This is a genomic window from Thermoplasma sp., assembly GCF_023256435.1.
Classification (GTDB): domain Archaea; phylum Thermoplasmatota; class Thermoplasmata; order Thermoplasmatales; family Thermoplasmataceae; genus Thermoplasma.
In genome coordinates this window covers 52,277-65,614 of the sequence record NZ_JAGDXM010000032.1, presented here as the reverse complement: position 1 = coordinate 65,614, position 13,338 = coordinate 52,277, and the positions used below count along the sequence as shown (strand labels likewise).

Genomic DNA, 13,338 nt, shown 5'->3' with positions numbered 1-13,338 from the left:
GCTTAAATTATATGAACATTAATTAAAGTCTATGAACCACCATTTTTCATTTAGTCGCCACATGAAGATAAACCGCACCAAAGAAGAGATCGATGGACTGCACTGAAAATCCCTTTTCCACGAGCTTCTGCGTTATGACTTCCGGACGGTGGAAGTATCTGACAGTATTGGCAAGATAGGTATAATTCTTTGATCCCGTTGCCTTGTTTCCCAGAAAGGGAACAAATCTGTAAAAGTAGATTCCAAAGAGCTCAGATATCACAGGTCTGGTTGGATTATAAATATCCATATTGACGAAGATGCCACCGCGCTTCAGAACCCTGTAAACCTCAGAGAAATATCTATCTATATCGGCAAGGTTTCTTGTCAGGAAGGCGGATGATACCCGGTCGAATGAGGAATCTTCAAATGGCAGCCTCTCTGCCGGAGATACAACAAATCTAACATATTTTTTCAGCTCACTGTTGAACATGCTGTCTGTTATGTCCAGTGCGGTTACTTCACATCCATGGCACTGAAAGTATATCATCTCAGTCACTTTTCCGCTTCCAGCGCCGCAGTCAAGGCATCTTAGATCATCGCTGAGATCAAGATGCTTCACGAGCACCTTTCTCCAGTGCTGGTCCAGGCCGAGGCTTATTATTGTATCGATAAGATCGTACTTGGTTGATATTTCATCGAATATCTTCTTTACTGCCTGATGCTTTGCCATCATCGCCATCACTGGAATATCTTGGCATACTGCGCATACGGGATCTTCTGTATATACAGTATGTTCTCTCGGTCTATGAATCCTGCATCTATGGCCAGGCCAATCGTGTATTCGCCAACAAGGTTCGCTATGGTGCACATATTGAGTGATGATAGAAACATCTCATCGGTGACCCTTACCTCTCCATAGAATGATGGATAGATCTCTATATGCAGATTCTTCTCCCTGAATTTTTTTCCGAGGATATCAGCATCGGCCGCCGCAAGCAAAACCTCACCGCGTACCTCGCTGATCTTCATCACGATCTTCAACTTATCACATCTATCTTTCCGTAGGATCTCTCGAATATCTGACCTGCATTTTTGAGCTTGAGCAGCGCTTCCTCTGCCTTCTTCTGCTGCATGCCCTTGCTCATGGCGGTGTTTATCACATCGGATACTTCGGCCACACCCTTTTCTGCCTTTATCTGCTTTATTATGTCCAGTACTGTCTCCATATCATTCCTCTGCTTGGAGCTTGCACCTGTATATATGATGTCGATATCCATCTTTCCATTGTCCATGGACACGTCCATTAGATAGTAGTCCACGATCTTCTTAGCAAGCATGGCATCCTCAACTGTAACTATGGTCGAAAGCCTTGCCCTCGCTGCAGCTTCAGCAAGCCTGACAGTCGATTCCAACTGTCTGACCGTGATGGGGATTGCATCATGCGTCATGCTCCTCGTCTTAACGTACTGATCCTGAAGAATGGCTATTGCCTCATCACTGAGCCTGGGGAATATGTTATTTCTTGCGTATGCCACGTATTTCCTCAGCGTATCCTTATCTATTTCTGGTTCGAACCCGCGCTCATCTATCTCCACATCGGTATCGCTATGTTCGATGCTTCTGTATATTTCGCCGATCCTGTGTGCTTTAAGAACATGCTCAGCTAATCGACTGTCATTGTCCTTGTTCGGTTGGTCTACCATCTTGAATATCACATCGAACCTTGATAGTAGAGGCAGTGGAAAATTTATTTGTTCCGCCAGATTCCTGTTGAGATCGTATCTTCCGAACTTGGGATTCGCCGCAGCCAGAACCGAGGCGCGCGCTTTGAGCGTTGCCATTATCCCTGCCTTGGATATGGTCACGGTTTGCTGCTCCATGGCCTCGTGCATTGCTGCGGTGTCGTGTTCGTCCATCTTGTCAAGCTCATCGATGGCTACGAAGCCATTATCTGCCAGAACGAGTGCGCCAGCTTCCAGTGTCCATCTCCCCTCACCAAATTCGTCTCTGACAGCGGCTGCAGTCAGACCTGCAGCACTAGAACCGCGCCCGAATGTAAATATGCCTCTAGGTGAGACCTCGGCCATGTATTTCAGTAGCTGTGATTTTGCTGTACCTGGATCTCCGACCATAAGTATATGTATGTCTCCGCGCATCGTTGTTCCGTCCTTCATAACCTTGCGCACACCCCCGAACATCTGAAGGGCAAGCGCCATCTTTACCATGTCCAGACCGTGAATCGTAGGCGCTATGGATCTTGATATTACGTTTATTATGTCCGGCTTCTTCGAAATTTCAATGATCTTCTTCTTGTCCTCCTCAGTTATCTTTACGCTTTCAAGTTCCTTGACATCCTTCCTTATGTTGACGGCATAGAGATAGGTGAAGAATTCTGTCAGAGGTATATTCCCTTGCCTGCGCTGTTCAGTCTTCAGTATTCCATCCACCACGACGCGGTTTCCAGGAAAAAGCAGGCCAGCAAGATCGTCCTCAGTTATGATGGTTATACGCTGAGGCTGTGATCCACCCTCCAGAGTCTCGGGATCCTCTTGTATCTCAACCTTCTGTACGTCTATGAATTCAGAAAGATTTGGTCTCAACTTGAAGAATATTTTGTCCTTTACCTTTGAAAGGCCGCAGTGCTCGCATATTTGAGGCTCGCTGAGCCTGTTCTCGGTCTGATCAACGTACGTCAGCCCATGGCAGTTGCTGCATTCAAATGCGGCGTTTTTGAGCTTTGGAAAGACTTCTGTGTTCTTCCTAACTATCCCTGATACGCTTATGAGCGTCCCTATGTTGGCGCTTCTGATATCGCGTATTCGGTATGCAACATTCTTCTCCTCTAGATCCTTGAGCCTCAGGTTGAAGATGTTGAATCTCTGAGTTACCCTGTCGAGCAGGTAATCCTGCAGTATAACCTCCTCACCTGCTTTCAGGTATATTTCTGGCGATACGAGTATCGATCCGGCAAACTGCCAGTTGAAGTCTTCCAGATCCTTGAACGATACATACAGGGTCCTGACCTCTGGATATTCCTGGTGGATCCTGTTTATCTCGTCGGAATATCCATATGATCTGAAGAAATCTCTCCACAGATCCTTAACCCTGTCCACAGAAACTTCCGATGATATCATTCAACTACGTATGGAGTCATAAATACTTATGCGTTTTGATCGCCACGAGTCACACATTTTCAGACAATGCGCATCTTCGCTATAAGGATAATAATATATAAAAATTTTTATTATGTCATACATTATCATATCTCTGCATTCAACGATCCCAAAATTTAAATACGTATTATGTTTCTTACATCGTGTCATTCAAAAAGGATGTAATGGATAAACTGACTGAAATATCCAGCAAAATAGATGAAATACAGAAGAAGCTGGAAGCTATGTCTGACGCACCGCTCCTGAAGGAGTATTACGCTGATGTGGATAAGAAATTGAGCGATCTGCCAGATGAGATGGCACATATATTGGAAACGCAGATGGAAAAGCTACGTGACGATTTGAAGGCTGTGTCGAATGCTGTCTCTCAGAGATTAGAGGCTCCGCCTGCAGTGGAAAAGAAAGTGCAGAAGGCAAAGGAGAAAAGTTCAAAATAAATATTAAAGATCAGATGTTATTGCTTATTTATGGTCTCGGAATATGTGGACATTACTCCGATCCAGATTCGATACGACGATATCGATCTGCTGGGGCATGTTAATAACGCCAGATTTCTGACGTACTTCGAGATAGGTCGACTCAATTATATGAAAAAATTTTTCATGACGGAAGATCCGGTCACCGTAAATATTGTAATAGCAAGGGCTGAGATCGACTTTGAGAGATCCGTTCATTTTGGAGACGAGGTATACGTTAGAACGTGGATATCAAGGATAGGAAACACAAGCTTTGATTTCAGCTACAGCATTGAAGACAAGAACGGAAGCGTATATGGCAGGGGAAAGACCGTAAATGTGTTTATAAAGGATGGGAAGCCCGCCAGAGTTCCTAATTTCCTGAAGGACATGCTGACTGAGATGGAGACGTAGAGTGATATTTATCCAGTTTTTGCTTTCCAGTAAGCATCATTGAATGCCCTGTTTATTTTATCTATGGCCTCATTGATGTCGGTTATGTTTTTCATGGTCATCACTACGGTGAACGTATTCGTGCTGCCGTTCGATCCGGTGAAATACCATCTTGTATCATCCTGAAGCGGTCCGAGTTTCTCCTCGATCTTCGATATGGAAACGTCCGATGGTAGCGATACTTGAAGCCTGTATGAGAAGCGATCATATTTTCCAAGGTTCTCGAATACAGTGTTGCCAAAGAAGGCTGAGTTGGGTATCTTTATTATATTATCGTTCTGCGTTCTTATATCCGAGAACAGATAGGAGATCTTCATGACCTCGCCGGTGATCGGACCGGAGAACAACCATGACTGCATGTTAACAACATCGCCCGGCTTTAGGGCTCCGCCCGATGTAACAGCGAATCCGGAGAAGATGCTTGAAAAGATTCCCTGCAATGCTATACCTATTATGAGGGCTCCAACCGATCCGCCAACAAGCGCGCCTGTCAGATTTATGCCCAGAGATGTCAGTATTATGGCCAGGATCACAGCGTACATGAAGAAGGACACGATGAGCTCTATGAGGTTCTGTGCAGATCTGTTTATCTTCTTTGAAAAGTACCTGTCGATGTTTTTCCTCACGATATGGAGTATAAGTACGCCTCCCCCACCGACGAATATGGCTGCTATTGCTCCGTTCACATACTCTGTGTAAGGCGCCAGTTCGCTGATGTACGTTTTTATGAGGAAATCCACTGACGGCTTGATTATGAACAGTGCTATCGATATGACAAGTATGATGAAAACGATCAATACAGCATCACGAAGATTCTTACCGTCCATCTATTAGCGGATGACAGCATGCTTAATATTTTTATTCGGATTGAAAGAATGTTCTGCTAAGGTGATGATCTGAAAACAGATATTTTCATAAAGAGACCTATTGGCTTTCCCGTGAAGCGCTTTGACAGCCTTATGAGGGCCAGGGTCATTGAGAGAGTTAATAGGTTCGCAGTAAGCATAGATTTGAACGGTGAGATTCACATGGCGCATCTCCACGATCCGGGCAGACTTCTGGATCTCATATATCCTGGATCTGAGGTCCTCATCAGGAAAGCAGAAGGATCTGGAATGAGCTGGCGTATAGAATTTGCGTCTGACCGGGGCAATATGGTGCTTGTTGACTCCGGGATCCATTCTGAAATAGCGAGGCATTTTCTACCAGAAGGTGCAATACCAGAGGTTAAAGTGGGAAGGAAGAGGATTGATTTCAGATACGATGATGAATATGTAGAGGTCAAGGGGTGTACCCTGAATGTAGATGGAATCGCGATGTTTCCAGATGCGCCTACCAGACGTGGTCTTGAGCATTTAGAGACCCTTGAGAGCTTGGCTGAATCAGGATATAGATCGTACATCCTTTTCCTCATAATGAGGGACGATGTGGAATGCTTCTATCCAAATTTTTCCACCGATCCTGATTTTTCAAAAAAGTTTCTGGAGATTGTTCCAAGCAGGGTGGGATCAAAGTTCCTGAAATTCAGTTTTGACGGTAAATTTCTCAGGTATGCCGGTGAAATTATGATATGCCACGATGCATTGCGTCATGACGCTAGGGTATGATCGTCGAGGACGGATCAGGCGAGGTCTCATTCCAGGCCGGCGCATTCTCTCGCTATTGCTTCAACAACAGAATTCAGCTTATTCATGGCTTCTGTCGCTGCAGTATCATCGAATTTCCAGCTTAAAGGCCTGAATCTCACATGGGTCTTATGATCCAGTTCGTATATCAGAATTTTGGATGGAAGTTCGATCCCAAGAGACGGATCTCTTTGCATCATTATCGTGCCTATGGCTGGATTGCCGAAGACGAAGACGATGCAGTTATTCATCTGCAAGCCGATATTCTCGGCATTCATCCGGTGATCAAAGACCGCAAATCTGATCAGATTTCGATCACGAATAATGCGGTCTAAAGCGGAAACTGTTTCATCAAACGTGTATTTGCTCACAATATCCACGTATTCCTCCATATGAATCACGATAGACAATGTATTTTATCATAATAAACCCGTATGCATGCATATTCACGGTGCCCAATCATGATGACCAATGCATCTTGACGGCGAAGAGATCCGGGATTTCTATTGATAAGGATATATGATGCATGATATTTCAGGCGGGATTCTGGTTCGGCTATCGCTATTCATTTTTCCTGTTCTCCTTGTATAGTTGCGATGCTATTTTCTTACCTTCTCTGGTTAGATCGTAGTAGATGCCGGCAGGCTTGTAATTGACTTCCCTTGCCTTTATCTTTATCCATGGTTTCACCGATGACGTTGGTGACCTTTTCAGCGGCCCGCTGAACACGGTCAGAAGTTTCATGCTCTCCATCTTCTTGCAGGCTTCCTTCAGCTTTACCTGATCATATGTGGGTGCCCAGCCACTTGCGCCGAGCAATCGATGTGCCATGTATTTTGGACTGTCTGGACCGTATTTGTATATGTGTATGAGGATCTTTCTGCAGAGGTCATCAAGGGCTTCCATGATACTAGAAATTTACTATCAGATAAATATGTATCATTTCCTCAGTGGTGGGCAATACGTCTTTCATTATTGTATCTGGATTCGCTGAAACGATTATTATATAATGCGGGATACACTGGTATGGGAGAAGAAGATCTCATCGATTTCGTCGTGAAAGCAAAGAAGGAGACGTATGCGTCCGGCAAGGGAAAGATCTCAGTTAGAATACCCGGTTCCAAGGAAATGCATTACGCTGAAGGCCATTATGAATATATTGATATGTATTTCGGTGATCTGGCGTTCAATGGAATTGAAACGGTATTTGACGCATCCAAGCCCGTATGGGGTATGGTATACTCTGGCGCAGTTCTCAATGAATATCAGGATGTAAGTGCTCTCTATTCCTTTCTGAAAAAATGCCTGTTTCTGATACAAAGAGAGGCACCGTTCAGAGGACCAAAGTATTACGATCAGGATGAGTACGTTTACAGTAATGATTTCTCAGGCGATATACATCATTTCATCGGGTATGAACGTATAGATATGGATGGAGAGACCATTTATGAATTGCATTATTCAGGTGGCGACATATTATGATGATTTACGGATCTTATAGTTCTCTCCATGTATCCTCTGGTGATGAGTCCTGAGGCAATATCTGCCTCAACCTTTTCCTTATCGCGATCCTGTGGCTTGCCGTATCCACCGCCACCAGCAGTTCTTATCTCTATGATATCGCCCTGCTTTAGATAGTATGTGGCCTTTGTGCTGCCCTTCCTCCACCTTCCTCCCGCGAAGATCCTCACCTCTGTGGGTGCACCGGTCATGCCGCCCTGAAGCCCCCATGGCCTGTGTCTCTCCCTCTCTGAAAGCACCGTGACGGTGATCTCACCATCGCGTACCATAAATGATCTTATTATCCCGCTCCCTCCCCTGTATTTTCCGAGGCCTGCACTGTTCTGCCTGAATTCATATCGCTTCATGATCAGAGGCATTGTCCTCTCGATCTCCTCTATGGGTGTGTTCATGGTATTCGTCATGTTCGCATGTATTCCGTCCGTGCCGTCTTTGCCAAGCTTTCCACCCAGACCGACGCCTATGGTCTCGTAGAATGCCCATGATCTTCCGTTATTCAATCCGCCCATCATTATGTTGTTCATGGAACCTCCGGAGGCTGCAGGAACACGATCCGGTATTGCCTTACTCAGGGCAAGATATATGAGATCGGCATTTCTCTGGCTGGTTTCAACGTTGCCACCTGAAACGGGTGCGGGGAAGGCTGGGTTTAGTACAGTCCGGTCAGGAACATGGATGTCAAGGAATCTGAATGTCCCGTCGTTAACAGGCATATCTGATCCCATTAGCGTTCGAAACACATAGTATACACCAGATATGGTTACGCCCAGCACTGCATTCAGCGGGACATCAACCTGCCCATCCGTCCCAGTGTAATCCACGCCAATACGGTCTTCGGAAACTCTGATAGTCACCTTCAATCTTATATCGGTTCCATCTGGCTTTTCAAGATAGTCCTCAGCAGCATAGGTTCCATGCGGTATCTCGGATATCCTGCTTCTGGCCAGCTGATCGGCATACTCCAGATAGTACCCCCTTGCCTCCCTGAAAGCGTCCAGGCCATTTCTTTCTATTATCTCCAGAACCCTTCTCTCTCCAGTGTAATTTGCAGCGACCTGTGCCTTTATGTCTCCGATGCGCTCATACGGATTTCTTGAATTCGATGAAAATATGGATATTACATCTCTGTTGAACTCATCGTTTCTCATTAGAAATACCGGATCAAGTATTATTCCCTCTTCGAATATGGTCTTGCCGTCGAAGTTTATGCTTCCTGGAAGTTTCCCACCTATATCAGAATGATGGGCCTTATTGGCAGAATACGCGACTATCTCATCCCTGTAAAATATTGGCCTGATGACTGTTACGTCGTTGAGGTGTGTTCCCGATATATAAGGGTTGTTCACTACAATGGAGTCGCCCTTTCTAAGGCCGATGTTATGATCTGATAGATATTTGAGTGTGTTCTTCAGCCCCCATGGTAGGGATCCCAGATGTACCGGTATGTGTTCCGCCTGTGCGAGAAGGGATCCATTCTCATCAAACAGTGCGGCTGAGTGATCCATCCTCTCCTTTATGTTCGGTGAATATGCGGAGTTTCTAAGGGCGATGCCCATCTCCTCGCTGGCGTAATAGAGCGAGCTGGCTATTATCTGTTTGGTAAACATATCTGTCATGATCTCACCATCCTCACGTTGAGGTATCGGTCAAATCTGAATTTCCAGCCGGGCGGTACAAAGATGGTTGAATCATAGCCCTCTATTATGAACGGCCCATCACCGGTGAAACCTTCATGCCCCGTTGACCACCTCATGACCGGCGTATCCAGCAATTTACCAGAAATATACACAGATCTCTCAACGATCTCCTGGTCAGCTGTTTTCTCAGGCTCTATGAGCCCGATCTTCGGCATCCTTATCGTGAGCCTGATCCTGAGACTCACGATCTCCAGAGGATCAGAAGAAACATAACCGTATATCCTTCGATATTCCGTTCTGAACGTATCCTCGTAATTCTCAGAGTAGGGCACAGTTATTTCATATGACTGGCCCAGATAGCGAATATCAAGGAATCGTTCAATCAATGGATCGTGAAATCCCTCTTTTTCCATCTTCTCAATGGAGATCCTCTCAAGCGATTGGAAGGCGTTTTCAATGTCTGAATTCGATACGAACGGTATTGATACATCTCTGACCATATCCACCGAAAGAAGTCCATAGGCCGAGAACAGGCCGGGATGTGATGGAACCATGATCTCAGCAATTCCAAGGTCAGCTGCAAGTTCTGCCGCATGCAGTGGTCCTGCGCCTCCATAGGCATACATTACGAAACCACGCGGATCCCTTCCCCTCTCAACACTCACTATGGATATGGCTCTGGACATGGCGTTGTTTATCATGCGGATTATGCCAGACGCCGCATCGATCGTATCGATTCCGAGAGGTCTTGCGATCTTCATGTTCAATGCGTTTTCTGCAAGATCCCTGTATATTTTCATGTTTCCGCCCAGTAGATTATCGGGATTGAGCCGGCCAAGAATTATATCTGCATCCGTCACCGTGGGGTCCTTTCCACCTCTGTTATATGCTGCCGGACCTGGATCTGATCCGGCACTCTTCGGGCCGACACGCAGGGATCCAGCTTCATCGATCCATGCTATCGTCCCTCCACCGGCGCTCACCTCAGCCAGATCGATGAACGGGAACCTCACGGCATACCCGCTTCCCTTGATGGATCTCCCGCTGTGCGTTTTTCCGGCCGCCTCGAATTCGTATGCCACATCTGGTCTGCCTGAGATAACGACTCCTGCCTTCGCAGTCGTCCCACCCATATCGAATGTTATGACTTTATCGTCTCCAAGGAGCTTGCTGAAATTCGCTGATGCTATAACTCCGGCAGACGGTCCGGATTCTATGACGGATATGGGTAATCTCTCTGCGTAATCTATGGTGCTCAGCCCTCCATTTGATCCCATCATGTATATCTCGGATCTGAAGCAAGCGTTTTTCAATCCTTCGCGGAGCCTCCGCAGGTACGAGGAGACTATGCCAGAGAGAACAGTGTTTACAACGGTTGTGCTTGTCCTCTCATATTCCCTGTACTGTGGATCGACCTCATGAGACGTGAAAACATAACCATCAAAACCGTCGAAGATCTCTTTTATCCTGTCCTCATGGACTGGATTCAGATAGGAATTGATCAGCGATATGGCTACACCTTTCAGTCCAGAGTCTTCAATCTTCTTCCTTATCCTGAGTATCTCTTCTTCATTAAGATCTTCTATGACCTTACCAGAGCTGTCTATCCGTCCGGAAACCCCAAAACGGTATCTTCTCGCTATGAGCGGATCAGGCCTCTGGAAATCGAGATTGTAGATCTCGGCTCGCCTCTGTCTCCCAATCTCAAGGATGTCGATGAAGCCTCTATTCGTTATCAGTGCGGAAGGTGTCAGACCTGTCCTGGTGAGGAGCGCATTGGTTGCAACCGTGCTCGCATGGTTTATCATCCTCACCTTTTCAGGATCCAAGTGCATGGAAAGAAGCCCATCTATGACGGCCTTCTCCGGGTTTGACGGTGTGCTGGGTGTTTTAAGAATATTTATGCGATTTGACTTTGAGTCGAATATTATTATATCCGTGAAAGTACCGCCTATATCCACACCTATATAGAGGGTGGCCTCGTTCATGCTGGATGGATCTTCAGTTTCTATAAATATTTACTCCGCTGGACAGACGCTTGATCTGAATAATATAGATATACATCATATGACATGATATTGATCATGATCGAACCGAAGGTGGAACATAAAAATACGCCACATGAGATAATCGGAGCTTCAATGGCCGGAACCATACTGGAGTGGTATGGCATATTCATCTTTTCATCAGGTGCAATATATATCTCTTCCGTGTTCTATCCAACGGTCTCCAGAGCGGTATCAATACTGCTAACGCTGCTGACGTTTGCACTGGGCTTTCTCCTGAGGCCTCTGGGAGCCTTCGTATTCGGGCACTACGGTGATCGCATAGGGAGGAAAAATATGCTTCTGATCACGCTGCTCATATCCGGTCTATCAACGGGCTTCACCGGCGTGATACCTGGCTATGCGTCCATCGGAATATGGGCGGTTATCATTTTGGTCATACTTCGTCTTATACTTGGATTTGGTCTCGGCGGCGAGTGGGGCGGTGCCATGCTTCTAACACTGGAAAATTTCAGGACGAAACGTGGATTCTGGTCTTCATTCGTACAGTCTACGGTGGGCATCGGTCTTCTCCTAGGTACAGCGGTTTTCCTCGTGGTTGAGATCATTCTGCCACAGAAACTGATGGTATCCTATGGCTGGAGAATACCGTTTCTTCTTGCCTTCCTGATACTTATAATTGGCTTCGTGATAAGATACAGGATCTCTGAGACACCCATATTTGAAGCTGCTAAGGCTGAGAAGAGGATATCCGGCCTACCCGCAAGGGACGTGTTCAAATACAACTGGAAGGAGGTATTGGCAGGGACATTGCTTGCAGGATCAAGTGGGAATTTCTTCTATTTTGCCATAGCGCTGTTGCCAACAGTTTTCGAGTCAAAAGGTATAGTTTCAGTGACCATGGGGCTCATTGCCACTGCAATATTCGCCGTGATGGATATAGTTTTTGTATTCATAGGTGGTTCAATATCGGATAGATACGGAAGAAGAACGATGCTCATAACTGCCAATGCCATTGCGCTTGTGATAATATACCCTGCGATCTATGTATACAATCCAGTGGCATTCACAGTGTTCCTGGCCATATTCGGCATTGCGCATGGCATAAGCTACTCTCCACTTGGCGCCCTGCTATCGGAGGTGTTTCCAACTAGCACAAGATACACGGGCAGCTCCTTCAGCTATCAGTTTGGAAACGCCTTCATAGGTGGTCCGGCACCCTATGCTTCTGACGCGCTTGGTACAATATCGTACCCCCTTTATCCGGTGTTCACGATCATATTCATAGTCATAGCTTTTATGACCATAGCGAAGATAAGGGAATCAAAGGACATTGATATTGCCAGCACCTGACACGTATCATTTTATTTCCACTTTTTTTGAAGCCTTTCTGCGAACATTCTTTCGATCTGTGCGTCATCAGATCGAGGATCAGTGAAAACTTAATAGATCCTAGAAATAAATGTATTTGTGCGGGATATTTGTTCCACCCACGAAGCGGTCAAGAGAGCCAAACCAATACTTAAATGGGCAGGTGGAAAGAGGCAGATCATCTCTGATCTTGTCTCGTCTGTGCCAGAAAATTTCAATACATACTATGAGCCATTCTTTGGCGGAGGAGCGCTGTTCATCGAGCTCTCAAATCGTGGGCTTCTGAAAAGATCTGTCATCTCAGATATCAACGGAGATCTCATGGATCTTTACCGAATGGTCAGAGACAGGCCAGACGATCTTGTGAACGCACTTTCCTCATTGAGATTCAGAAACAGCAAGGATGATTATTATGTGGCAAGAGAACAGTACAATTCGATGAAACGTGAAAGCTGTCCGGAAAAGTACGCTCTTCTCATATATCTCAACAGGCATGGATATAATGGCTTATACAGAGTGAACTCCAGGGGTGACTTCAATGTACCGTTTGGAAGCTATGAAAACCCATCTCTCCCTGGGACCAATGACATCTATGCTCTTTCTGATGCGCTCAAGAAAGCCCAGATACTCAATGCGGATTATAGAGAAGCAGTCAAGACTGCCTCTCGTCATGACTTCGTCTATTTTGATCCCCCATATATGCCCATAAATGGGTCTTCGAATTTTACATCGTACAGTCCCAGCGGTTTCAGAGAAGATGATCAGAGAGATCTCTTTCATACTTTTCTAGATCTGTCAGAAAGGGAAGTTTTCGTAATGGAGAGCAATTCAGGTACACCGTTTATAGAAGATATGTATTCTGGATTCAATATGTTCAGAGTGAAGGCCAGAAGGAATATAAATTCGGTGGCTAATTTGAGAGGCCCAATCGATGAGATCATAATAAGAAATTACGATTAAGCCGGTTCTAATCATGGAGTAAAAAAAGGAACAGATGATAGAAAATAATGTCTTCACATTTTCCTCTGGAAAGAAAGCCCATCCTTTAAGATGGAGAGGAATTGCGACATTTTCATATATTGAATGAATATATTTATACTGTTCTTAAAACCCTT

14 protein-coding genes are annotated in these 13,338 nt (G+C 45.5%); 6 read left to right on the top strand and 8 right to left on the bottom strand.

From position 1 onward, the window contains the following. Positions 1-46 precede the first annotated feature (46 nt). The 3 genes from Q0C15_RS04350 to Q0C15_RS04340 are packed head-to-tail and all read right to left on the bottom strand — an operon-like array spanning position 47 to position 3,116. A complete protein-coding gene (locus tag Q0C15_RS04350; protein ID WP_297216685.1) occupies positions 47-712 on the bottom strand; it encodes a class I SAM-dependent methyltransferase in 666 nt (221 codons plus the stop codon). Positions 713-720: 8 nt separating this feature from the next. After that, on the bottom strand, positions 721-1,014 hold the full coding sequence (locus Q0C15_RS04345; RefSeq protein ID WP_237265302.1) for a DUF424 domain-containing protein: 294 nt from the start codon (positions 1,012-1,014) through the stop codon (positions 721-723). Between the two features lie 5 nt (positions 1,015-1,019). Then, positions 1,020-3,116, bottom strand: a complete 2,097-nt coding sequence (locus tag Q0C15_RS04340) for a minichromosome maintenance protein MCM (RefSeq protein ID WP_297216638.1) — start codon at positions 3,114-3,116, stop codon at positions 1,020-1,022. A 182-nt stretch (positions 3,117-3,298) separates the two neighbouring features. Between Q0C15_RS04340 and Q0C15_RS04335 the strand changes: the two genes are divergently transcribed. Next, positions 3,299-3,592 carry a hypothetical protein gene (locus tag Q0C15_RS04335; protein ID WP_297216635.1) on the top strand — a complete coding sequence of 98 codons (294 nt, stop codon included), beginning with the start codon at positions 3,299-3,301 and terminating at the stop codon, positions 3,590-3,592. Between the two features lie 30 nt (positions 3,593-3,622). After that, entirely contained in the window at positions 3,623-4,024 is a 402-nt protein-coding gene (locus tag Q0C15_RS04330; RefSeq protein ID WP_297216632.1) for a thioesterase family protein, read from the top strand. 8 nt (positions 4,025-4,032) lie between these two features. Here the strand turns inward: Q0C15_RS04330 and Q0C15_RS04325 are convergent, their stop codons facing one another. After that, on the bottom strand, positions 4,033-4,890 hold the full coding sequence (locus Q0C15_RS04325; RefSeq protein ID WP_297216627.1) for a mechanosensitive ion channel family protein: 858 nt from the start codon (positions 4,888-4,890) through the stop codon (positions 4,033-4,035). A 111-nt stretch (positions 4,891-5,001) separates the two neighbouring features. On the opposite strand from Q0C15_RS04325, the gene sfsA reads away from it, so the two are divergent. Further along, complete coding sequence (sfsA, locus tag Q0C15_RS04320) at positions 5,002-5,670, top strand: DNA/RNA nuclease SfsA (protein ID WP_297216624.1); 669 nt, start codon at positions 5,002-5,004, stop codon at positions 5,668-5,670. 26 nt (positions 5,671-5,696) lie between these two features. On the opposite strand, the gene Q0C15_RS04315 is transcribed toward sfsA, so the two are convergent. Both Q0C15_RS04315 and Q0C15_RS04310 read right to left on the bottom strand, forming a co-directional pair. Continuing rightward, positions 5,697-6,080 carry a DUF302 domain-containing protein gene (locus Q0C15_RS04315; protein WP_297216622.1) on the bottom strand — a complete coding sequence of 128 codons (384 nt, stop codon included), beginning with the start codon at positions 6,078-6,080 and terminating at the stop codon, positions 5,697-5,699. 169 nt (positions 6,081-6,249) lie between these two features. Further along, on the bottom strand, positions 6,250-6,594 hold the full coding sequence (locus tag Q0C15_RS04310; RefSeq protein ID WP_297216619.1) for a hypothetical protein: 345 nt from the start codon (positions 6,592-6,594) through the stop codon (positions 6,250-6,252). 120 nt (positions 6,595-6,714) lie between these two features. On the opposite strand from Q0C15_RS04310, the gene Q0C15_RS04305 reads away from it, so the two are divergent. Next, complete coding sequence (locus Q0C15_RS04305; RefSeq protein WP_297216617.1) at positions 6,715-7,170, top strand: DUF5680 domain-containing protein; 456 nt, start codon at positions 6,715-6,717, stop codon at positions 7,168-7,170. Here the strand turns inward: Q0C15_RS04305 and Q0C15_RS04300 are convergent. Further along, entirely contained in the window at positions 7,146-8,825 is a 1,680-nt protein-coding gene (locus Q0C15_RS04300) for a hydantoinase B/oxoprolinase family protein (protein WP_297216614.1), read from the bottom strand. The genes Q0C15_RS04305 and Q0C15_RS04300 overlap by 25 nt on opposite strands. Beyond that, positions 8,822-10,834 carry a hydantoinase/oxoprolinase family protein gene (locus Q0C15_RS04295; RefSeq protein WP_297216611.1) on the bottom strand — a complete coding sequence of 671 codons (2,013 nt, stop codon included), beginning with the start codon at positions 10,832-10,834 and terminating at the stop codon, positions 8,822-8,824. Before Q0C15_RS04295 ends, Q0C15_RS04300 begins: the two co-directional genes overlap by 4 nt. Before the next feature lie 96 nt (positions 10,835-10,930). Here Q0C15_RS04295 and Q0C15_RS04290 point away from each other — a divergent pair, with 96 nt between their 5' ends. Then, positions 10,931-12,205 carry an MFS transporter gene (locus Q0C15_RS04290; protein ID WP_297216608.1) on the top strand — a complete coding sequence of 425 codons (1,275 nt, stop codon included), beginning with the start codon at positions 10,931-10,933 and terminating at the stop codon, positions 12,203-12,205. Between the two features lie 117 nt (positions 12,206-12,322). Next, positions 12,323-13,183 (top strand): DNA adenine methylase, encoded by an 861-nt coding sequence (locus tag Q0C15_RS04285; protein ID WP_297216605.1) that lies wholly within the window; start codon positions 12,323-12,325, stop codon positions 13,181-13,183. Positions 13,184-13,338: the final 155 nt, after the last annotated feature.

Excerpts from the sequence above, each read along its gene's own strand:
- Q0C15_RS04350 (WP_297216685.1), bottom strand. The coding sequence starts at position 712 with ATGGCAAAGCATCAGGCAGTAAAGAAGATATTCGATGAAATATCAACC.
- Q0C15_RS04340 (WP_297216638.1), bottom strand. The coding sequence starts at position 3,116 with ATGATATCATCGGAAGTTTCTGTGGACAGGGTTAAGGATCTGTGGAGA.
- Q0C15_RS04330 (WP_297216632.1), top strand. The coding sequence starts at position 3,623 with ATGGTCTCGGAATATGTGGACATTACTCCGATCCAGATTCGATACGAC.
- Q0C15_RS04325 (WP_297216627.1), bottom strand. The coding sequence starts at position 4,890 with ATGGACGGTAAGAATCTTCGTGATGCTGTATTGATCGTTTTCATCATA.
- Q0C15_RS04315 (WP_297216622.1), bottom strand. The coding sequence starts at position 6,080 with ATGGAGGAATACGTGGATATTGTGAGCAAATACACGTTTGATGAAACA.
- Q0C15_RS04310 (WP_297216619.1), bottom strand. The coding sequence starts at position 6,594 with ATGGAAGCCCTTGATGACCTCTGCAGAAAGATCCTCATACACATATAC.
- Q0C15_RS04305 (WP_297216617.1), top strand. The coding sequence starts at position 6,715 with ATGGGAGAAGAAGATCTCATCGATTTCGTCGTGAAAGCAAAGAAGGAG.
- Q0C15_RS04300 (WP_297216614.1), bottom strand. The coding sequence starts at position 8,825 with ATGACAGATATGTTTACCAAACAGATAATAGCCAGCTCGCTCTATTAC.
- Q0C15_RS04295 (WP_297216611.1), bottom strand. The coding sequence starts at position 10,834 with ATGAACGAGGCCACCCTCTATATAGGTGTGGATATAGGCGGTACTTTC.
- Q0C15_RS04290 (WP_297216608.1), top strand. The coding sequence starts at position 10,931 with ATGATCGAACCGAAGGTGGAACATAAAAATACGCCACATGAGATAATC.